General features: G+C 44.5%; 21 protein-coding genes and 1 pseudogene. 10 read left to right on the forward strand and 12 right to left on the reverse strand.

Annotated elements, in window-relative coordinates:
* The 11 genes and pseudogenes from QZZ41_RS12840 to QZZ41_RS12890 all read right to left on the reverse strand — a co-directional run.
* Window positions 1–529, reverse strand: a 529-nt coding sequence (locus QZZ41_RS12840) for a TIM barrel protein (protein WP_295072871.1), incomplete at its 3' end; no start/stop codon positions are given.
* A gap of 240 nt (window positions 530–769) precedes the next feature.
* A complete protein-coding gene (locus QZZ41_RS12845) occupies window positions 770–1,531 on the reverse strand; it encodes a YdcF family protein (protein WP_295072873.1) in 762 nt (253 codons plus the stop codon).
* Between the two features lie 25 nt (window positions 1,532–1,556).
* Entirely contained in the window at window positions 1,557–2,393 is an 837-nt protein-coding gene (locus QZZ41_RS12850; protein WP_074718626.1) for a PHP domain-containing protein, read from the reverse strand.
* Window positions 2,394–2,602: 209 nt separating this feature from the next.
* Entirely contained in the window at window positions 2,603–3,424 is an 822-nt protein-coding gene (rsmI, locus tag QZZ41_RS12855) for a 16S rRNA (cytidine(1402)-2'-O)-methyltransferase (protein WP_295072878.1), read from the reverse strand.
* A complete protein-coding gene (locus tag QZZ41_RS12860; RefSeq protein WP_295072881.1) occupies window positions 3,421–4,143 on the reverse strand; it encodes a methyltransferase in 723 nt (240 codons plus the stop codon). The genes rsmI and QZZ41_RS12860 overlap by 4 nt, the downstream gene beginning before the upstream one ends.
* An 11-nt stretch (window positions 4,144–4,154) precedes the next feature.
* Entirely contained in the window at window positions 4,155–4,664 is a 510-nt protein-coding gene (locus QZZ41_RS12865) for an N-acetyltransferase family protein (RefSeq protein ID WP_367267479.1), read from the reverse strand.
* Window positions 4,641–5,165 (reverse strand): annotated as a pseudogene (locus QZZ41_RS12870) (cysteine hydrolase family protein); the annotation flags it as partial. The gene QZZ41_RS12865 and the pseudogene QZZ41_RS12870, both read right to left, overlap by 24 nt.
* Window positions 5,162–6,244 (reverse strand): tRNA 2-thiouridine(34) synthase MnmA, encoded by a 1,083-nt coding sequence (gene mnmA / locus QZZ41_RS12875; RefSeq protein WP_295073030.1) that lies wholly within the window; start codon window positions 6,242–6,244, stop codon window positions 5,162–5,164. The gene mnmA and the pseudogene QZZ41_RS12870, both read right to left, overlap by 4 nt.
* A 39-nt stretch (window positions 6,245–6,283) precedes the next feature.
* On the reverse strand, window positions 6,284–6,931 hold the full coding sequence (locus QZZ41_RS12880) for an HAD family phosphatase (RefSeq protein WP_295072883.1): 648 nt from the start codon (window positions 6,929–6,931) through the stop codon (window positions 6,284–6,286).
* Window positions 6,932–7,978 carry a C39 family peptidase gene (locus QZZ41_RS12885; protein WP_295072886.1) on the reverse strand — a complete coding sequence of 349 codons (1,047 nt, stop codon included), beginning with the start codon at window positions 7,976–7,978 and terminating at the stop codon, window positions 6,932–6,934.
* A gap of 5 nt (window positions 7,979–7,983) precedes the next feature.
* A complete protein-coding gene (locus QZZ41_RS12890; RefSeq protein ID WP_295072889.1) occupies window positions 7,984–9,177 on the reverse strand; it encodes a nucleotidyltransferase in 1,194 nt (397 codons plus the stop codon).
* A 230-nt stretch (window positions 9,178–9,407) separates the two neighbouring features.
* Between QZZ41_RS12890 and QZZ41_RS12895 the strand changes: the two genes are divergently transcribed.
* Window positions 9,408–10,607, forward strand: coding sequence for an acetate/propionate family kinase (locus QZZ41_RS12895; RefSeq protein WP_295072892.1), 1,200 nt, complete (start codon window positions 9,408–9,410; stop codon window positions 10,605–10,607).
* Between the two features lie 94 nt (window positions 10,608–10,701).
* Here QZZ41_RS12895 and QZZ41_RS12900 read toward each other — a convergent pair whose 3' ends face one another.
* Window positions 10,702–11,547: a DUF3737 family protein gene (locus QZZ41_RS12900; protein WP_295072895.1), complete on the reverse strand. Its 846-nt coding sequence runs from the start codon at window positions 11,545–11,547 to the stop codon at window positions 10,702–10,704.
* A 234-nt stretch (window positions 11,548–11,781) separates the two neighbouring features.
* Between QZZ41_RS12900 and QZZ41_RS12905 the strand changes: the two genes are divergently transcribed.
* The 9 genes from QZZ41_RS12905 (at window position 11,782) to QZZ41_RS12945 (ending at window position 20,598) form a co-directional block, all read left to right on the forward strand.
* Entirely contained in the window at window positions 11,782–12,342 is a 561-nt protein-coding gene (locus tag QZZ41_RS12905; protein WP_295072898.1) for a sigma-70 family RNA polymerase sigma factor, read from the forward strand.
* A 13-nt stretch (window positions 12,343–12,355) separates the two neighbouring features.
* Window positions 12,356–13,990 (forward strand): hypothetical protein, encoded by a 1,635-nt coding sequence (locus QZZ41_RS12910; RefSeq protein ID WP_295072900.1) that lies wholly within the window; start codon window positions 12,356–12,358, stop codon window positions 13,988–13,990.
* 114 nt (window positions 13,991–14,104) lie between these two features.
* Entirely contained in the window at window positions 14,105–14,944 is an 840-nt protein-coding gene (locus tag QZZ41_RS12915) for a pyridoxamine kinase (RefSeq protein WP_295072902.1), read from the forward strand.
* A 2-nt stretch (window positions 14,945–14,946) separates the two neighbouring features.
* Window positions 14,947–15,345, forward strand: a complete 399-nt coding sequence (locus QZZ41_RS12920) for a hypothetical protein (protein WP_295072904.1) — start codon at window positions 14,947–14,949, stop codon at window positions 15,343–15,345.
* Between the two features lie 107 nt (window positions 15,346–15,452).
* Window positions 15,453–16,226 (forward strand): SigB/SigF/SigG family RNA polymerase sigma factor, encoded by a 774-nt coding sequence (locus QZZ41_RS12925; protein WP_295072907.1) that lies wholly within the window; start codon window positions 15,453–15,455, stop codon window positions 16,224–16,226.
* 250 nt (window positions 16,227–16,476) lie between these two features.
* On the forward strand, window positions 16,477–17,787 hold the full coding sequence (locus QZZ41_RS12930) for an ABC transporter substrate-binding protein (RefSeq protein ID WP_295072910.1): 1,311 nt from the start codon (window positions 16,477–16,479) through the stop codon (window positions 17,785–17,787).
* Window positions 17,784–18,656 (forward strand): carbohydrate ABC transporter permease, encoded by an 873-nt coding sequence (locus QZZ41_RS12935; protein ID WP_295072912.1) that lies wholly within the window; start codon window positions 17,784–17,786, stop codon window positions 18,654–18,656. Before QZZ41_RS12930 ends, QZZ41_RS12935 begins: the two co-directional genes overlap by 4 nt.
* 2 nt (window positions 18,657–18,658) lie before the next feature.
* Window positions 18,659–19,486 (forward strand): carbohydrate ABC transporter permease, encoded by an 828-nt coding sequence (locus QZZ41_RS12940; protein ID WP_295066518.1) that lies wholly within the window; start codon window positions 18,659–18,661, stop codon window positions 19,484–19,486.
* A complete protein-coding gene (locus tag QZZ41_RS12945; RefSeq protein WP_295066520.1) occupies window positions 19,483–20,598 on the forward strand; it encodes a glycoside hydrolase family 88 protein in 1,116 nt (371 codons plus the stop codon). Before QZZ41_RS12940 ends, QZZ41_RS12945 begins: the two co-directional genes overlap by 4 nt.
* The last annotated feature ends 65 nt before the right edge of the window (window positions 20,599–20,663 follow it).

Genomic DNA, 20,663 nt, shown 5'->3' on the forward strand with positions numbered 1-20,663 from the left:
GATATGGGTGGTGCATATCCCAGAGTGCAGCCACCTTGCGGCTCTTTACTCTGTCAAGTACTGCTGCAAGACGTGCTGTGTCTGAATATACGCCGTTTGTCTCTACGAGAAGTGTAACATTGTACTCCTCAGCGATAGGTACCAGCTTCTGGAGTGCCTCAACGATATAATCATCGTCTATCTCATCAACAGGAGCCGGATCAAGATCTGCCAGTATTCTGATATAAGATGCATTGAGCTTCTGTGCAAGCTGTGCATATGCCTTTATCTCGTCCTCAGCTGCCTGATACTTATCCTTGAATTTAAGGCAGGCACCTGATGAAAGACATGGTATCTCTAGTCCCAGTGATTTTAGCTTAGAAATGGTATTTGGTAGCTGTGCTTCTGTGAAAGGCTGAGCCTTTACAGAAAAAATCTCGTTGCCGAGTCCTCTGATCTCAATTCCGTCAAATTTGAAATCCTTTGCCATTGAGTAGATGTCTGTCCACGACCATTCGGGACAAGCCAGAGTTGAAAATCCGATCTTCAAAATAACCATTCCTTTACATTATAAATAGATTTTTGCCTTATATGTTATGGCATTGTTTATTTCCAATAATTCAGCTTTGACTTTCTTTTTATCGAAACCTGAGGACACTATATATGCCTCAGCGACCTTTCGCGTGTTGAAACGTCTTGCATACTCCGCACGGTACACAAAAATCTCAGAGATACTTCATACATTCCGTCAGTAATATGCTTTATTACCCATTTCACATACTATTGTCCTCTATCCGAATAATTTATAATAAACAACGCCAAACCATTCACGTACCCAGTATGTGGGCACAAGATACCATGATGTATAGCCTGAGATGTTATACGCTTTGATGTCCTGCTTTTCAGCTATCATCTCTGCACGAAGCTGGTGGTAGCTGTCTGTTATAAGTGTGATCTTGTCTGGAAGTCCCTCTGCGGATATTATCTCCCTCGAAAAGCGAAGATTTTCCTCTGTATTAACAGATCTGTCCTCCATATATATCCTTTCGGGAGCGATCCCCTTTTCTATGAGCCATTCCTTCATGCACTGAGCTTCGCTGATAACTTCGTCATCGCCTTTGCCGCCTGAAACGACCGCACATACGCTTTCGTGCTGTGAAAGATAATCATAAGCTGCGTCAAGCCTGCGCCTCAGCATAAGACTGGGTGCGCCATCCTTTACCTTGCAGCCGAGAACTACTACTGTTGTATTCTCGTCCTTTGGCGGATCATCGGAAGCACGTATCATAAGTACACTTATGACGACGGCAAGAATAACACCTATGACCGCAAAAGCACCTATTAAACAAAGAATAACTTTTCCAAAAGGCTTTTCCCAGCACCTTCCTATGAACGTGCCGAATCTGCCCCAGAATATGAATATCAGCGTCAGCATCCCACAGATGCCCATGCCCGCACAGTTTCCGAGATTGATTATCCCAAAGCCCAAAGGCAGGACAAATATCAGAAAAAGTCCAAAGCACAGAAGTGCAGGTATCACTTTTATTTCCATAGGATCACCTCTTCTGAACTGTCGCTTACTTCATGCTTGCGGCAAGCTTCAGGATCCTGTCAAGATTTTCCTTTGTTGTAGTCTCACTTCCAAGATGTGTCGGTACTTTATTATATAGTCCGTGGAAGTCAGAACCGCCTGTTTCAATAAGATCGTACTTTTTAGCAATAGCCGAAAGCGTCTTGCGTGTCTTCTTGTCAGCTGAGAAATGTCCTACCTCTACGCCGTCTATCTTGCCTTTCTTGGCAAGCTCTTCAAGAAGCTCGATATTGTTGTACTGTGCAGGGTGAGCCATTACAGCAACGCCCTTAGCTGTATGAATCAGGTCTATTACAAAATTTACGTCAGGGTACTCACGCTCTACGTAGCATGAGCCCACCTCAGGATTGAACAGCTCTCTGTCAAGATCGCCGTAGAATTCCAGTGCGTAGCCGTAATCTATAAGGGCACGCATTATATGCTGTTTGAATATGCTTTTGGAAGCAGTGGTACGCTTTAAAATGCTCTCCTGCGTTATAGGGAATTTCTCCATGACCTTTTCGATCATTTCTCTTGAACATTCCTTTCTGATCTCACAGGATTTCATGCAAAGGCCTTCAAGTCTGTTTGGCTTTGAGGGTGCATAGCACAATATATGTACCTTGCTGTTTCTTTCCTTATCCCATGCCGATAGCTCAACGCCGTGGAGTATCTTTATCCCGGCACGCTCGCCCAATACATCAGCTCTTGAAAAGGAAGCCATAGTATCGTGGTCGGTTATCGAAAGCCAATCGATATTCATGCGTTTCGCCTGCGCAATTACATCTTCTATGCCAAGCGAACCGTCGGAAAGAGTCGTGTGACAGTGCAGATCGCAAATCATACATAACCTTCTTTCGCCGTATTTCTGCGGCAGAATATTTTTTATATTTTGTATTGATAAGGCTCTTTTTTTATAACATGGTTACAAAAAACTCTAACAGTAATAATAACGCTAATAATTATATCACAATACTATGCAAATTTCAAGTATTTTAGCCTAATTTTCACATTCTTATCACTTTTTTGCACTATCGCAATAAAGTATTCCTACTAAAGTAATGCGTAAAGTTCGCTCTTTCGGAAGCCTGTTTCCTTTGCAACTGCCTTGCAGGCATCTGTTGGCTTTTCGCCCATATCTATGAGCTTTCTCACCTGCTCCATAGCTTCTTCTATGGTAAGCTCGCCGCCGCTGTTCTCCTGTGCTCCTTCAAGTACAAGTACATACTCGCCGCGAGGCTCATTTTCATTATAATAAGTAACAGCCTCGGCGAGCGTCAGCCTAAGAACTTCCTCGTGTATCTTTGTAAGCTCCCTGCAAAGCGATATCCTGCGTTCACCACCGAAAAACTCCGCAAGGTCAGAAAGTGTTGTCTTTAATTTGTGAGGAGCTTCGTAAAATACCATGACCGCAGTCTCACCGCGGAGCTTTTCAAGTCTCTCGGCTCTCTCCTTTTTCGGAACAGGAAGAAATCCTTCAAAGGTAAATCTTCTTGTACTAAGTCCCGAAACGGCTACTGCCGATACTACCGCACTTGGTCCGGGTACTACCTTTATGTCTATGCCGCTGTCAGCACACATCTTCACAAGCACCTCTCCCGGATCGGAGATACAGGGCATTCCTGCGTCTGTGACTATACCGCAGCTCTCTCCTGCAAGCAGTCTGTCGATAATATGCTGTGCATCGGCTTTGGAGCTGTGCTCGTGAAAGCTGACGAGCTGCTTCTTTATCTCAAAACGGTTCAGGAGCTTTAGTGTTACTCTTGTATCCTCTGCGCATAAAAAATCCACTTTTTCAAGTGTATCAAGCTGCCTGAGAGTAATGTCTTCAAGGTTGCCTATAGGTGTGCCTATTACGTAAAATGTTCCGCTCATGCCTGCTCCTTTCCTGTGTCGTATATTTTTTGCAGCTCTTCCGTAAAGCCGTTTTCGCTTCGTATGTAGAGCTGAGGCTCAACTTTCATAAACGGCTTCGAGCCTTTCTTGCCCTCTATTAGAAAAAGCCACGGAGCTTCTTCTGCGTTCTTTGATACAAAGCGAAGCCTTTTGGGCTCTATGTCATGGCACTTCATTGCATATATAACATCGCTCAGCCTCTCGGGACGATTGCAGACACAAAGTCTGCCGCCGAATTTCAACAGCTTCTGTGCTGTCGCACATACGTCATCAATGGTGCATAGTATCTCATGGCGGGCTATTTTCTGAGCAGTTATAACGCTCTGAAAGCCTGCATTGTTCACCTTATAGGGCGGATTGCAGGTAACGAGATCAAGCTGTCCGAGAGGTGCGCCCTCCCATAGTTCCTTTAAGTCCGCACATATGGGTACTATGCCTTTAGTCTCGCTTTTTTCGAGTCCGAGGCAAAGCTGTTCGATAGCTCCCTCCTGTATATCAACTGCATATGTTATCTGTGGAGGAAGCTTCTTCTGCATAATAAGCGGTATTATGCCGCAGCCTGTACCGAGATCACAGGCTTTGTCCTTTGCGCGGTACTGTGAGAAGTCCGCCAGCAGAAAGGCGTCCGTACCGAAGCGGTGGTCGCTGCTGGCGCAGACGTAAATTTTATCGGTGAGTTTTTCGTATTTGTATTCCATATTTTTCCTTTTTATCTTTTCATCATCACAAGATATTCAGTAGTTCCTTCTTCGTATTTCCTTATATCTGTAAGTTGAAAACCATGTGCTTCATAGAAGCGTATAGCATCAATATTCTTTTCTATTTTCCAAAGAAAATTGACTGAATAGTTTTCTTTGGCATATTCGATCAATTCCGAGCCTATTCCCTGCCCCTGAAAGAAATGATCAACATATAATTCGAGTATCTCTTCTTTCTCTATGCGGATAAGCCCTTTTATGATCCCGTCATCATACAGGAACATATTGTTGAGAAAACCATTTTCAATGTAGTTTTTTGCAACAGGAAGTACCTGTAATTCTCCAAATGAATATGCGTCGTCATTAAATATCGAGCGATACTTCATTCGTTTTGCAAACACAAGTATCTCCGCAATTCTCGAAGCGTCTTCTTCTGTAGCCTTTCTGATATGTGTCTCATTCACATTGCTGAATTTTGGCATATCATCGCTATTGCTTATCATTTCAAGGACTTCCGCCATTTTTACGCATTTTGCATACCTGTTCTTCCACATGAATTCGTTGTAGTAGCGGTAGGTCTGCTCACCTGTCATATGATTATTGCTGAACGTGGTGTTGCAGTTTTCGGGAACTATTACCTCAAAGCCGTGCTCAAATCCGCACTTCACTGTAGCATCTATGCAGTAATCAGTCTGCAAGCCTGTTACTATGAGCTTCTTTACGCCCTTTGAACGCAGATACTCAAGGAGTCCGCTGTCACGAAAGGGACTGTTTACAGTCTTGTCGAATAACTTCTCGCCTGCTTTCGGTGCAAAATCATCGGCTACATCATAACCATCTTTCCCCTTTGAAAGTGGCTTGCCTGCTCCGTCGTCGTGGCGGACGTATATCACTTCGACATTGTTCTTCCTTGACTCGGATATGAGTTTTTGGAGGCTGTCTCTGAAAACTGTAAAGTTATACAGCGTATCAACTGTTATGAGCTTCTGTACATCTACTACAAGAAGTACCGTATCTCTCATTTTATAGTACCTCCGCCTACTACTATATCTCCATCGTACAGTACCACAGCCTGACCGCTCGTTACAGCTCTTTGCGGCTCGTCAAATTCCACCATATACTCACCATTTCCGAGATATGTAACTACAGCAGGCTGTTCCTTCTGGCTGTAACGTGTCTTAGCTGTTACACGCATGGGTGCTTCAAGATTTTCTACGGAGATAAGGTTGAAATCGTCAGCTATAAGGCTCTTTGTGTAAAGATCGCTTTCAAGTCCGAGTGTTACTGTGTTTGCATCCATATCCTTGCGGACAACATATGCAGGATGTCCGAGGGCGATGCCAAGTCCCTTGCGCTGTCCGATAGTATAGTTTATGATGCCCTTGTGCTCTCCGAGGACCTTGCCGTCTGTGTCTATAAAGCTGCCGCATGGCGTTTCACAGCCTGTAAAACGCTTTATAAACGAGGCATAGTCGCCGTCTGGTACAAAGCATATATCCTGACTGTCAGGCTTGTTTGAGTTTACAAGTCCTGCGGACTCTGCAAGCTCTCTGACCTGTGTTTTTTCAAGCTCTCCCAGTGGAAAAAGCGTATGTGACAGCTGCTCCTGAGTAAGTGCATAAAGGACGTAGGTCTGATCCTTGCTGCGATCTTTTGGGCGTTTCAGCAGCCAGCGTCCGCGGCTCTCGTCATATTCATTTACAGCATAGTGTCCTGTGGCTATATAGTCATAATCCAGCTCCAGAGCTCTGCGCATCATCTTGTCGAACTTTACGTGGCGGTTGCATTCGATACATGGATTTGGTGTACGTCCGCTGAGGTAGCTGTCTGCAAACTGCTGCATAACGTGCTCGCGGAAAACCTCTCTGAAATTGAACACAAGATGCTCAAATCCAATCCTTATGGCTACGCTCCTTGCATCCTCCACATCGGAAAGTGCGCAGCAGGTCTTGCCCTCTTTTTTAGCCTCGGAGATATCCTCGTCCGAGAAGAGTTTGAGGGTTACTCCCATAACATCGTATCCTTTATCTCTGAGCAGCATTGCAGCTACGGAGCTGTCAACTCCGCCGCTCATGCCAACCATTACTTTCTTCATCTGTATGCTCCTTTTAAAACAGCATGGGACGAACCAAGTCCGCCCCTAAATTATATTTATTATCTCATCAAGCGATCTTACGTAGTGATCGCATATTTTCATTATATCTTTACTGTCAGCTTCGGAAACAGGATCGTATACTCCCACTGTTACAAAGCCTGCGGCTTTGGCAGTCTCTATGCAGTGGAGAGAATCCTCGACAACAAGCGTATCGCAAGGCTGTGTTCCCATCATTTCTGCTGCTCCGAGGAAAATATCGGGGAAATTCTTGCCCTGTGGGTATTCCCTGTCAGTCAGCAGAAAACCTATCCTGTCATATACTCCGCAGCGTCTGAGTGCGGCTTCGGCAAGCCCTTTATATGTGGCTGTTGCTACGCCGTAGAGTATGCCGTGACTGTCAAGGAAGTCCATAACTTCGGCTGCGTGAGGTTTCAGCGGTATCTTGTTTTCGTACCTGTCCCGCACCATTTCTTCGATGCGGTGTATGACATATTCCTTTGTACAGCTCAGTCCGAAGCGGTCTATGAAATACTGAGATGACTCGTCAACCGTCATCTTCTTGACTATATCCGATATATCGGGCGGAATGTCTTTCACGCCATTCTCATCAAGGAATTCCCTGTCGATACTGCTCCATACAGTCATTGAATCAAGCAGTGTTCCGTCAAGGTCAAATATAACGCCTTTTATCAATTATTCCTGTTCCTCCTCGGCAGGTATTTCTACATCAGGCTGTGGTTCAGCTTCTTCGGGGGCAGGTTCAGTTGCAGGACCTGCCTCGGCAATACGCTTAGCTTCTTCCTCAGCCTTGCGTCTTGCTTCCTCTTCTGCCTTTATCCTTGCAGCCTCTTCCTCCTCAGCTTTTCGCTGAGCCGCATTACGGCTGAGTATCGGTGACTTTTCTCTTTCGCGCACAACGAATTTGCCTTTTGTCTCTGAGTTTCCGCATATGAGTACAGCCTGATTCCCCATAAGCTGGTATGTGTCGTTAAAAGCTTCCATTGCATACTTTACGTTTCCTGCAAGCGGATCGGCTACGGAAAGCGTTCTTTCATCAAGATCATATCCGTAGATCACCATACAGTGCTGTAAGCCATTGAACCACATTTCCTCACCGTCATTAGTGTCCCAGAAATACTCTGTCGGCATTACCATAAGGTCGATAGTGCTCCACACTATAACAGGTCTGCCCTGTGCCACCTGATAAAGCAGCTCCTTTAAAGAGCGTCCTGTCATATTCACAGCATAGCACGGTGAAAGTATGGACTCAAAATAATCATCGGCTGTCTGTACTATTACAGGTGCGCCGCAGCCAAAGCCCTCTTCCGATTTAGGATCACCGATATATGCGTGCATCATTGTTGATACGCCGATGTTGTCCATTGGCATGAACTCATCGGCAAGTGTCACCTTGTCTATGTCAAAGCCGAGATAATTCAACAGTCCGCAAAGCGAAGTTACTTCACAGCCTGTGGGAAGTTCGGGATTTTGCATAAGTGCCTTGTAATCAGGTATCTCAAATTTATTCGGAAACGGTTCGCCTTCCTTTATGCTTATATCAACAGTGAATACCTGTTCGTCTTTATAACTGTAAGTATCTTCTGTCTCAGTTACAGACTCAGCTTTTTTTGAAAAGTCTGATGAATTATCCTGTACATACTCTGTTGTACTGCCGCATGATGTAAGCGCAATTGAAGCTGCTGCACATACAGCAACTATCATCGGAAAGCCACCGTTCATATTACTTACTCCATATCTATCATAATTTTCGCCCTGTAGTCCTTCTGCGCAGAAGTAACAGTCTCAAGAGCAAGACCGTATATATCAGACGCCCTGATCTCAAGTTCCGCAAACCTTTCGGCAGTTTCCCCAAGCTGTGATAACTTTGCTATGGACGATGCAAATGGTATCTTTGTCGAACCCTTTGCACGGGCAAGTATCTCCCTGCCGCGCTCGTTGAAAGCAAGTATCCTGCCGTATGGCGGAAGCTTTCTCATATCCTCTTTGGTTATCCCTATCAGTAATGCAAGGATTATTCGTCTTATCCTTGCCATTGTGTATCGTTTCGTCTTTACGGTAAACAGCAGCTCATCAAGTGAGCCTGCCATTCTTGCGCCGTATATACGATGTTCAAGCCCCTGTCCTACATCGTATATGTGCGCTATCTCATCTGTTGTACTGCTCCGCAGCTTGTATAATATGACCCTTTCGAGCCTGCTCATGGAAGCTATCTCTCCCTTTGACATTGCCGCTGTTATGGCAGCTGCCCACTCGGAAGTGGTGTATTCCGAGATATTCGTCCTCTTCTGTATCCGTTCTCTCAGATAAGAAGCACTTGCAAAGCCGTTTTCCGCAGTTTTTCCGTCATGCGCCGCATTTTCGCGCTTCACTGTAAACGGCTTTATACTGCTGTCAAGCTTTTTCAGTGCCCTGAGATATTCAATTGCCAGAAGGTTATTGGGCTCGGATATTATGGAAGCAGCCTCTCCGTCTATGCCGTTCACCACCGAGCTCAGCGCACGAGGGTAGGTATAGCCCTTTTCCATTATGCTCCTTATCTCGTCGGAATGTGATACCGCTATGGTATTTACAGTATCCATTGCTTCAAGAAGCTTCGATACATCGCCGCATTCGCTGCCGAATGACAATTCATCGACTGCTCCGAGAGCATCGAGAAGATATACAGCTCCTGCTGCAAAGCCCTCAGCTGATGCAAGACTGTACTGTACGGGAAGCTCTATCACAAGGTCTGCTCCGCAGCGGACTGCAAGACGCGCTCTTTCAAGCTTGTCGATGACAGCTGTATCTCCCCGCTGTACAAAGTTTCCGCTCATAACCGCCACGATATGTGTAGCTCCGTTTTCGCGTGTCTTTTGTATGTGGTAAAGATGTCCGTTATGGAACGGATTATACTCGCATATTATACCGCTGACTTTCATTTTACTACCTCTTTTCATAAATTTCAATGTTTTTCATCAATTTTCAATCAACTTTACAGAATATTTATTCAATGTTGTGGGGTTTTCGGCATTTTGCAGTACCAAATAACGCGCTTTTGCAAGCATTTCGTCCTTTTTACAACGGTAAATTTGAAAAAAGGACTTGCAATTTTCAAAAAATAGTATATAATAATATATGCAAAATATATTTTGAAAGGAATTTACATAATATGATCATCTTAGTTGTTAATGCAGGAAGCTCTTCCCTGAAGTATCAGCTCATCGACATGAGCGATGAGAGTGTTATCGCAAAGGGTAACTGCGACCGTATCGGAATTGACGGACATATCAATCACAAGACTGCTGACGGCAGAGTTCTCGATGAGGACTGTTCATTCCCTACACATACAGAAGCTTTCATGAAGCTTGTTGACTGCCTCACAAAGGGCGATGCAAAGGTTATCGACAGCATGGACGCTATCTCTGCTGTTGGTCACAGAATAGTACAGGGTGCTGACGTTTTCGACAAGTCTGTTCTCGTTACAGATGAAGTTATCGACAAGATCGACGAGCTCCGCGAGCTTGCTCCTGTTCACAACCACGCACACGCACTCGCTCTCAGAGCCTGCAAGAGCGTTATCCCTGCAAACGTTCCTCAGGTCGTTGTATTCGATACTGCATTCCACCAGACAATGCCTCCTAAGGCTTATATGTTCGGTCTCCCCTATGATGATTATGAGAAGCTCCACGTAAGAAAGTACGGCTTCCACGGCACATCACACCGTTTCGTATCTAAGGCTCTTGCTGACGCTATGGGCAAGGACGTTAAGGATCTCAAGATCGTTTCATGCCACCTTGGCAACGGTTCTTCTATCACTGCTGTAAACGCAGGCAAGTCTGTTGATACTTCTATGGGATTTACTCCTCTTGACGGTGTTGTTATGGGTACAAGAACAGGTTCTGTTGATCCTTCTGCTGTAACATTTGTTGCTGACAAGCACGGCTTTACACCTTCACAGATGAGCGAATATATGAACAAGAAGTCAGGATTCCTCGGTGTTTCAGGCGTTGGCTCAGATAACCGTGACATCCAGGAAGCTGCTAACAACGGCAACCAGAAAGCTCAGCTCGTTTCCGATATGCTCACATACGAGATCCAGAAGTACATCGGTGCTTACGCTGCTGCTATGAACGGCGTTGACGCTATCCTCTTCACAGGCGGTATCGGTGAGAACTCATGGGAAGTAAGAGAAGCTGTATGCCAGAACATGGACTACTTCGGAATCAAGATCGATGAGGCTCTCAACCGCACTATCCGCGGCAAGCTCACAAAGATCTCCACACCTGATTCAAAGATCGAAGTATGGATCGTTCCTACAAACGAAGAGCTCCTTATCGCAAGAGATACACTTGCTCTTATCTCTAAGTAATTGTAACATATATACAGGAATAAATCAATGTATAGCAGAGCCTCGGCGCATTTATTGTGCCGAGGCTTTTTTTACGTTCATCGTGACCGATCATTCAGTTTTTTTCGGCACAGATTATCTTTGTTCTTGTGATGTCGACCTTGTCCTTTTCAAGTATCATCTCACCTACGGAAGATGCCTGTATTATGCCGCAGGTAGGATTTTTGATACTGTCTATGTGTCCTCTGATATCTGCATTTACCGTTGAATACTCAAATGCAAGGTCGGTATTCGGCATCTTGCAGTTCCTCATGCTGAGATTTTCAATATAGCACATTCCCTGATGGCTCTCGACGATACAGTTCACAAGAACGATATTCCTCGAATTCCAGCCGAAATAATCTCCCTTTATGTTAGAATCGTAAATTATAACATTCTCGGTGTTCCAGAATGCATCCCTTGAGTTTATCACGGAATTACGGACAGTTATATTCCTTGCGCCGTCAAAGCAGTGGTCGCCGTCAAGCTCAAGTCCCGACACCTCCATACCGTCGCAGTCCATACCCAGATAGTCACCCTTTACCTTGACATTGTACATACGGATATTGTTGCATTTCCATAATGTCTCGCTGCTGTTGGTGAACTGGACATTGCGCAGGCTTATGCCCTTGGAGCGGCGGAAAGTCTTGGGAGCATCTATCACAGTATCGGAAATTTTCACATCGGAGGTATACCACATTCCCTCACTGCTGCTTTCATCGATCCTGCAATCCTTCAGCTTTATGAAATTACTGTACCAGAGATAATATTTGGACTTGAATGTGCAGTCGGAAAGTTCAATATACCTGGTGTGTTTGAGTGGAGCTTCGCCGTCATCAAAGACAGTTCCGCTTATTCTGAGTTCATTGTCCTGAAATAGAGCTCTTTCCCCCGTCAGAGTCTCGTTGAGTATTTCTTTCATAATCTCACTCCTTATTGAGTTTTTCTACAATTATAACACAAATTTATTAATAAAGCAACATTAAAAGTAAATTTTTACCAAAATATTAATTTCCTTTATTTTATTGCATATTCCGCTTATCAATAATTTTATAAAAATCATTTTTCAGTGCACCACTTTACATTCACCTTCCGTATGTGTATAATGAAAGCAAACGTATACGGCAAAATGCTTTCATGTAAGGAGGTGGGATATATGACCGATAATGAGATAAAAGCGAAGCTCAGGCAGTCAGCTGAAGAAGGCTTCAAGGCTCTGTTTGACGAATACTGGAGCTACTGCTACACTATTGTTTTCAGCGTTCTGCGCGGCATTGGCTCTCAGAGCGACATCGAGGACTGCACTTCGGACGTTCTCAGTGATGTGGCTATGAATTGCAACTCCATGTACGAGGGCTCGCTGAAGGCTTATATTGGAACATCTGCAAAAAGACGGGCAATCGATGTTAAACGCACACTCAGTTCACATACTTCAAAAAATATCCCACTGGAAGATGATATCAGTTCATCTCTCACCTCCGCTGACAATATAGAAGCTCAAACGGAGGATGCCGAGCTGTCGGAGATACTCCTCGAACGGATAAGCTCCCTCGGTGAGCCTGATGCTTCTATTATAATACATAAGTTTTTCTATGAACATAATTCCTCCGAGACCGCAAAAATTCTCGGAATGAACCCAATAACCGTGAGAAGCAGGCTGAGACGTGCTCTGAAAAAGCTGAAAGCTCTTCTTGTGGACCTGGATATAACTTTGTAAAGGAGGTAAAACTATGAAAAAGAATATCTCTGATATCCTGCACAGTGCAGGCGATAAAACTATTGAAAACATAGCCGACAACTATACTGCCGCTGATAAAAAGACAGCACAGCGCATTTACGCGAAAAGTCTTGAGAAAATGAACCTGTCACCCGAAAACACCGAGACATTCGTTGCAGAGCGTGTCAGCCGCTCCCCTGTACTTCATCCTTTCCTTATAGTTGCAGCCTGTATGTTCGTAGTAGGCGGCGCAGTGTTCGGACTGCTTAAAATGAATGCTCCTTCGCCTAAGCCATATGTGGAAGAGCCAGTGGTTGTGGCTACTGCTACTACGGTAGCAGGAACTGAGACCGAAACTACGCTCGCAGATGATGATAATTCAAAGGATACGGGTACGAAAAAGGTGCAGACAACAAGCACAAAAGCAGATATTACGGTAAAAATGGCAGGAAACTCCAAAACTACAGGTGCAGCAAAGACCAATACCACAAAGGCAAATGCTTCAACTAAGCGCACCACAAAATCTCCCGCAAAGACTATAACTGCTGCGAAAACAAGCGGTACTACGACTGTAAATGCCAAAAATATGTCTCTTGCAGAGATAGAGGAATGGGAAGACAAGCACTGGGCTTGTTTAATGGTGCGTGAAAGAGCTATACTCAGCGGCGAGATAAGCGCAGATTCGCCTCGAGTCACACTTGCGCAGGTAAAGCAGTTCATTGCTGAAAGTTCCAACTTCGATGAAATATACAAAAAAATCAGAAATGTTCAGCTATACTGTGATATCAACGGTGGAAGCGGAGTCAGCTACATTGAATACTGGGTCGGCGGAAACAGAAACGACATAGTTATGATAAGCCCAGAGTTCAGTAACATATCCCACATCACCTGTACCGACGGTGATATCTACGGAAATACAGCAAAAACGGAGGAACTGTACACAGAAAAGGCTGTAACTAAGCAGCCAACTGTAGAAAAGCCCGAATATGCAGGTGTTTTTACAATCGAAGAGGTATTGAATATAGCGAAAAACAGTAATTATCTGAAAATAGAGGATTTCCGAAAATACTGTTCTTATTCAAATTATTATGACAACTCGCATATGAAATTTAAAATTTCCGACCGTGACAACTGGTATCTGAATATATCTGCCAACTATGACGGCAGTATCGCTGCATGCAGTATTGTGGACAATGTCGGTCACAACAGCGTTGATATCCGCGTAACACAGTATCAGCAAGTTCTCGAATTGGTAAATGACTGGACATTGACTGAGGCGATAATGGCAGCTCCCACAGCAGGTACTATAACCCTTGATGATGTTGTACGTCTGCATAATGAAAAGGGAGAGGATCTTGCTCCTTCGGACTTCAGTCCGTACCTCAACAGGACATTTATCTCAAATAAAAGCGATGTTATGAAATTCAGAGTCATAAACGGAGATACCTACAGAGTATCAAAAGGAAATGTCGTATATCTGACCCTGATGCCGGGCTACGGCAGACCGCTTATAAGTGCTTTCCTGCATAATGCCGATATGTCTCTTAGTACGGAAATATTTAATACTATAAATCCAAACGGCGATTATAAGACCGAATTTGACCTTGTAATGGCACTCAACTCTGAAAAGCCGTGGTTCGTAGAGTAAAACATTAGAAAGCTGCTGTGAAAACGGCAGCTTTTTCTTTTCCACATATTGACAAAGGCATTTATTTGGGGTATAATCAAAAATTGATGAATACATACTGAAAGAATGATGAACATGAAAAAGATCGTTTCTATACAGGACATTTCCTGCTTCGGAAAATGCTCCCTGACAGTGGCTCTGCCTATAATTTCTGCTATGGGTATAGAGACTGCCGTTATACCTACGGCTGTGCTGTCTACTCATACAGGTGAGGGGTTCAAGAACTATACCTTCCGCGACCTTACAAGCGATATCCCTGCTATAGCTGCTCACTGGAAAAGCATGGACTTAAAGTTCGATGCAGTATACACAGGCTATCTCGGCTCACAGGAACAGGTGCAGATAGTATCGGACTTCTTTGACGACTTCGGCACTGACAACAACTATATCATTGTTGACCCCGTTCTCGGTGACGCAGGTAAGCTGTATGCAGGATTTACGCCCTCTTTCGTTGCAGAAATGCGCAGACTATGCTCAAAGGCTGATTTCATTCTCCCTAATATGACAGAGGTGGCTTTTCTCCTCGATATCCCCTATACCGAGGAATACGATGAGGACTATATAAAAGATGTTCTCGTAAAGCTCTCGGAGCTTGGCTGCAAGACTCCTATCATTACGGGAGTACACTTTGATGACAAGCTACAGGGCGCAGCTGCCTATGATTCAGTAAACGATAAATTCTACTTCTCATTCGGCAAGAATATAAACTCACGCTTCCACGGTACAGGTGATATCTTTTCAAGCGTTTTCTCGGGTGCCTGCGCTCTCGGCAAAAATATACAGCAATGCCTTGATATCGCTGTAAAGTACACCTTCGACTGCATAGAAGCTACTATCCCGCATATGGAGGAAACATGGTACGGAAGCTGCTTTGAGCTATGTCTCGGCAAGCTTATCGAATATGTCAAGGAGTAACTATGATAGTATTAATTAAAGAAACTGCTCGATTTATCAAGGACAACAGCAAAACCCCTGACAGTCTGTGCTGCGCAGAAGCTTTATACGGAATAATCAATGGCAGTATGTCAGAAGCTACTGCCATTTCAGCAATATCTTCAAAGCTTCTGAAAAAAGTCTGGATATACGATAATGTTCCAAACTGTGCTACAGCTTTTGTCGTCACTACAATAAAACTGCTGAGAGATATCCTCGTAGCTCAGCACTACTGGATAGCTCAGGATATAGCCGATCTCCTGATCGCTATGCCAAGCAAGGAAAAACTCAGCGACAGAAATGCCGTCTTTGATTTCAATGCTGTAAGCATAAGATCATTTAATCAGAAGTATCCGTTCCGCATACCCGATATAGTTATTTGAAGGAGCAGTAAAAGCTGCTCCTTTTTCATACCATTTTTTACCTGTGATTACAATAATGCAATAAGGCAATAATATTCTCGTAACCACTTTTACGGAGGATATTTTCAATGGCATACAATAAAGTCGTTATCGCAGGGATAAATACCTCGGAGCTTACCGTACTGAAAGAAGATGAAAAGATAGCTCTTCTCAAAGAAATACGTGCCAGCGGCAGCAAGGCTGCAAAAGATAAGCTCATAAAAGGCAATCTGCGCCTTGTTCTCAGCGTTATACAGCACTTTACTGGGCGTGGCGAGGATATAGATGATCTTTTCCAGATAGGCGTTATCGGACTTATAAAGGCTATAAACAACTTCGATCTCACAAAGGAAGTGCGCTTTTCCACCTACTGCGTTCCAATGATAAGCGGTGAGCTCAGACGTTATCTCAGAGACAGCAGCCATGTCAAGATAAGCCGTTCGCTGCGCGATCTGGCTTATAAGGCTATACAAGCCAAGGAAAAACTAACGAATTCTCTCCAGCGTGAGCCGAATATTGATGAGATATCAAAGGAAATAGGTGTCAAACGAGCAGATGTAGTTATCGCTCTTGAAAGTATAAGTGATCCTGTGTCGCTGTATGAGCCTGTTTACTCGGACTCGGAGGACAATCTCTACATCATGGATCAGATAAGCGACCTGAATGATGTTGAAAGCTGTATGGACGAGCTTACTATCCGCGATGCCATAAAAGATCTTGGGAAACGCGAGAAGAATATCCTGTATCTCAGATTTTTCCGCGGCAAAACTCAGATGGAAGTCGCAAGTGAGATAGGTATATCTCAGGCTCAGGTCTCACGGCTTGAAAAAAGTGCTATCAAACGGATAAAAAGCAGCATATAATAATGGAACTCAGCCTTTAGCCATTAGCCCTTAGCCGAAAGAGTTCGCTTACGCTCACTTTATTTAAATAATTCGCCGAAGGCGACACAATTGCTAACAGCTAACGGCTAAAGGCTAAGGGCTTTTTTATTTACATGGACGGATAATGCTCCGTCCTTTTTATTTTGTTTGAATTTACTATTTTTCTATTGATTTTCAAGCGTAAATGATGTATAATTACTGTAATATCATTTATCCGGGATCTGAGAGTATGAAAAAAACATTTTTAAAGATCGCAGCTGTATGCTGCGCAATGTCACTCTCTGCCTGCTCGGCAAAAAAAGTACACAAAGTCACTAAGCCAGATGGGACACTTGATAAGTGCAGCCTGCGCTTTTCATGGTGGGGCGGTGACGACAGACACGAAGCTACTTTGAAAGCCATTGAACTTTGGAACAAGAAGCACCCTGATATCACCATAACTCCCGAATACGGAGGCTGGGACGGCTGGTCGGAAAAGGTCACTTCACAAGTAAAGGGTGGCACTGAACCCGATATCATGCAGATAAACTACGACTGGCTCATAACTATGTCCCCTGACGGGAACGGATTTTACGACCTTGATGAACTGAGTTCACAGCTTGATCTTTCTCAGTTCGATGACGAGGTGCTTTCATTCGGCAGAGTCGGCGGAAAGCTCAATGCTGTCACGGTATCGGTAAGCGGAAGAAGTCTTTTCTATAATTCCGAGGTTTTCAGCAAAATGGGGGCTGATTACCCCGAAACATGGAATGACCTTATTGCTCTCGGCAACAGCTTTGGTGCAGACGGGCTTTATCCTCTTGACCTCGATATACAGTCGGGAGGTACTGCATGGTATCTGGCAGTGGTGTACGTTCAGCAGCAGACAGGCAGACAGTTCATTACCCTTGACGGCAGGCTCGGCTTTACCGTCGAGGACATAAAAACTGCCCTCAGCTTCTATAAGCAGCTGGAGGAAAGCCATGTCATACGTACTGTAAGGACACGCACTGACGAGGACGGAAATGCTGCTCTGTATCAGTCCCCTGAGTTCATAGGCGGAAGAGTTGCGGGTGTTCTCGAATGGGGCAGCGCAGTTGGAAAATATGAATCGGTACTTGCTGAGGGGGTTCTTGAGGCAGGTCCTCTGCTCAGTAACGATAAAGGCTGCTCTGACGGCTGGATGATAAAGCCGTCGCTGCTGTATGCTGTATCTAAAAACACAGAACATCCCGATGAAGCGGCTGCTTTCATCAATTTCCTGCTCAATGACGAAGAATGTGCGAAAATACTTGGCACTACACGCGGCATACCTGCATCACACAAAGCAGAAGCCGCTTTGAAAAACAGCGGTGAGCTGAAAGGGCTCTCAAAGGAAAGCGACGATATCCTCCGCAATGCCGATACTGTCACAATAAGCCCTTACATGGAGCTTTCGCGCATGAAGGAATTCTATAACGAAGCTATAGAATCCGTATCCTACGGGACTGCCGATATTGACAGTGCAGCACAGCAGATGTTTGACTCAGTGAATAATTATCTGGAGAAGCTAAGAAAATGAAATCCCGAATTTACCGAAACCCTGTGGGCGTAAGCAAATTCACAGGTCTTGTATTGATACTCCCGTTCATTATTGGGGCGGTGCTTTTTATCCTGTATCCTTTTGTATGTTCCTTTGTTGTGGGACTTACCGATAACAGCGGTAGCCTGAGTTTCGGGAACTACAAAAATATCCTGTCTGACAGGAATTTTCGTCAGTCTTCAATGGTAACTCTTAAATATACAGCTGTACTTGTGCCGCTTAAACTGGTCGTATCGCTGCTTGTGGCTCTGCTGCTCAACTGCGAACTGAAAGGTATCGGAATATTCCGTACAGCCTTATACATACCTTCTATATTAGGCTCTAACCTTGCGGTCATAATAATGTGGCAGTACCTTTTCACCTCAGACGGACTGGTAAATCAGCTGCTTGGTGTATTGGGTATCGCTCCCGTAGGCTGGTACGGCGATACAAATGCCGCACTGTTTATAATAGTTCTGCTGAGAGTGTGGGAATTCGGCTCGACTATGGTCATATTCCTTGCCGCTCTCCGCGATATCCCAAAAGAACTGTACTATGCTGCAAAGGTGGACGGCTGCGGCAGGATAAAGGCTTTTTTCTACATAACTCTCCCACAGATCAAAAATATCATCTTCATAAACCTTGTACTGCAAATAATTGCCGCAATGCAGGAATTCAACGCTCCTTATATGATAACAGGCGGCGGCCCACTGGGAAGTACCCGAACTATAGGTATGTACATTTATGATGAGATGTTCAGATACGGCGACGACGGAACTGCAAATGCTGTTTCGTGGCTGCTTTTCGTTATCATAGGCATTATCGTTATGCTGATGTACAAGTTTACTGACAGACTGAGGAGGGACTGACTATGAGAAAATTCCTTCTTTATCTCATACTTGCCGTCATAAGTATCATTATGCTGTATCCACTGCTCTGGCTGTTCGGTGCGTCATTCAAATCAAATGACGAGATATTCACAACTATCTGGTTCATGCCGAAAAGCTTTGACACAGATGTGTACAAAAAGGCATGGGAAACCGTTACACCCTACACTATGGGGCACTATTTCATCAATACTTTTCTGATAATCATACCAAAGACCGTATTTGCCGTGCTCTCCTCAGTGCTTGTGGCTTACGGCTTTGCAAGATTTGATTTTCCGATGAAGAAATTCTTCTTCGCGCTCCTTATATGCGGTATGCTGATGCCGTCTATCGTAACTATAATGCCGCAGTATTATATGTGGAGCAAGCTCGGTCTTCTTGATACATATGTACCTCTTACTCTCCCCTCTCTTTTCGCCTGTGAAGGTATGTTTGTATTCATACTTATACAGTTCATGAAAAGAGTGCCCATGGAGTTCGATGAGGCTGCACGCATGGACGGCTGCGGTACTTTAAAAACCCTGTTCTTTGTACTATTGCCTTGTATAAGACCTGCTGTTGTTTCCATTGCAGTCTTTACATTTCTCTGGACAATGAACGACTTCCTCTCACCTCTCATAATGATCCAGTCTGTTGAAAAATATCCCCTCTCCCTTGCGCTGAGACTATCCGTTGACAGTACGGGACAGGGATATGAACAGAAAAAAATAATCGCTATGTCAGTGATAGGTCTTATACCTTCTGTTGCAGTATTTGCTCTTGCGCAGAAAAAATTTATCAGCGGTATCACCGCAGGAGGACTCTCGGGATGACAAGACCTGATACTATCATAAAAAACTATATCGAAAACCTCATATTGACCTCTGAGCCGCTTTCTCCGCTTTGGAACGTTGAAAGCTCCGTTTATGGTAAAGCTTCCAAATGGAACTATATCGACAACTGCATGATAACAGCTCTTCTTATGCTGTACGATCTCAGCGGAGATGAAAGACTTCTCGGCTATTCCGTAAAATTCACGGATACCTATGTGAATAAGGACGGCAATATCCCTACAATAAACTACGCAGATTACAATCTCGATAATCTCAACGGCGGAAGAAATCTTATTAACCTCTGGAAACTCGCAGGTGCTGAGCATTACCGTCTCGGCTTTGAGAAGCTCTGGAACGAACAGGTGCTTCGTCAGCCCCGTCTCAGCTGCGGAAGCTTCTGGCATAAGGCTGTATATCCCGATCAGATATGGCTTGACGGAACTTACATGGCTCTGCCTTTTATGGCAGAATACGGAAAGCTCCACGATCTACGCGGTGTTATTGACGATGCGGAAAGACAGCTCTGCGACATCAAACGAATATCCCGCGATCCGAAAACAGGTCTTTACTATCACGGTTATGATGACACCAAAACTATGATATGGGCTGACAAGATCACAGGTCTTTCGCCGGAATTCTGGCTGCGCTCAAACGGCTGGCTGTGCGCCGCGCTGGCTGATACTTTTGAGATACTTGCGGATCAGCGCATAGGCAGACAGCTTGCGGAAATGCTGGGCGATATAACAAAATACTGCCGCGATGACGGTATGCTGTATCAGCTTCCGCTGAGGCCTGAGCTTGAAGGCAATTATCCCGAAACAAGCGGTACTCTCCTTGTGGCTTATGCTGCTCTGAAAGCTGCAAGGCTGGGTGTATGCGGAGACGATATTCGTCAAATCGGACTAAAAGCCTTCAACACCATTACCGAAAAATTCATTAACACAGAGTCGGAGATACCCGTCCTCGGAAATATTTGTCTCGTCGGCGGTCTCGGCGGTGAAAACGAACGTGACGGTTCACCCGGATACTACCTTAGTGAAAAGATAACCGAAAATGATGCAAAGGGCATAGCTCCTTATATCATGGCATTTACAGAGATTAAAAAGATGTAAAAATAATACTCTCCGAACAAAAATATTTGTTCAAAAACCAGCACTTATACTTGAAAAGTTCACAC

The sequence above is a fragment of the Ruminococcus sp. genome (assembly GCF_016283395.1).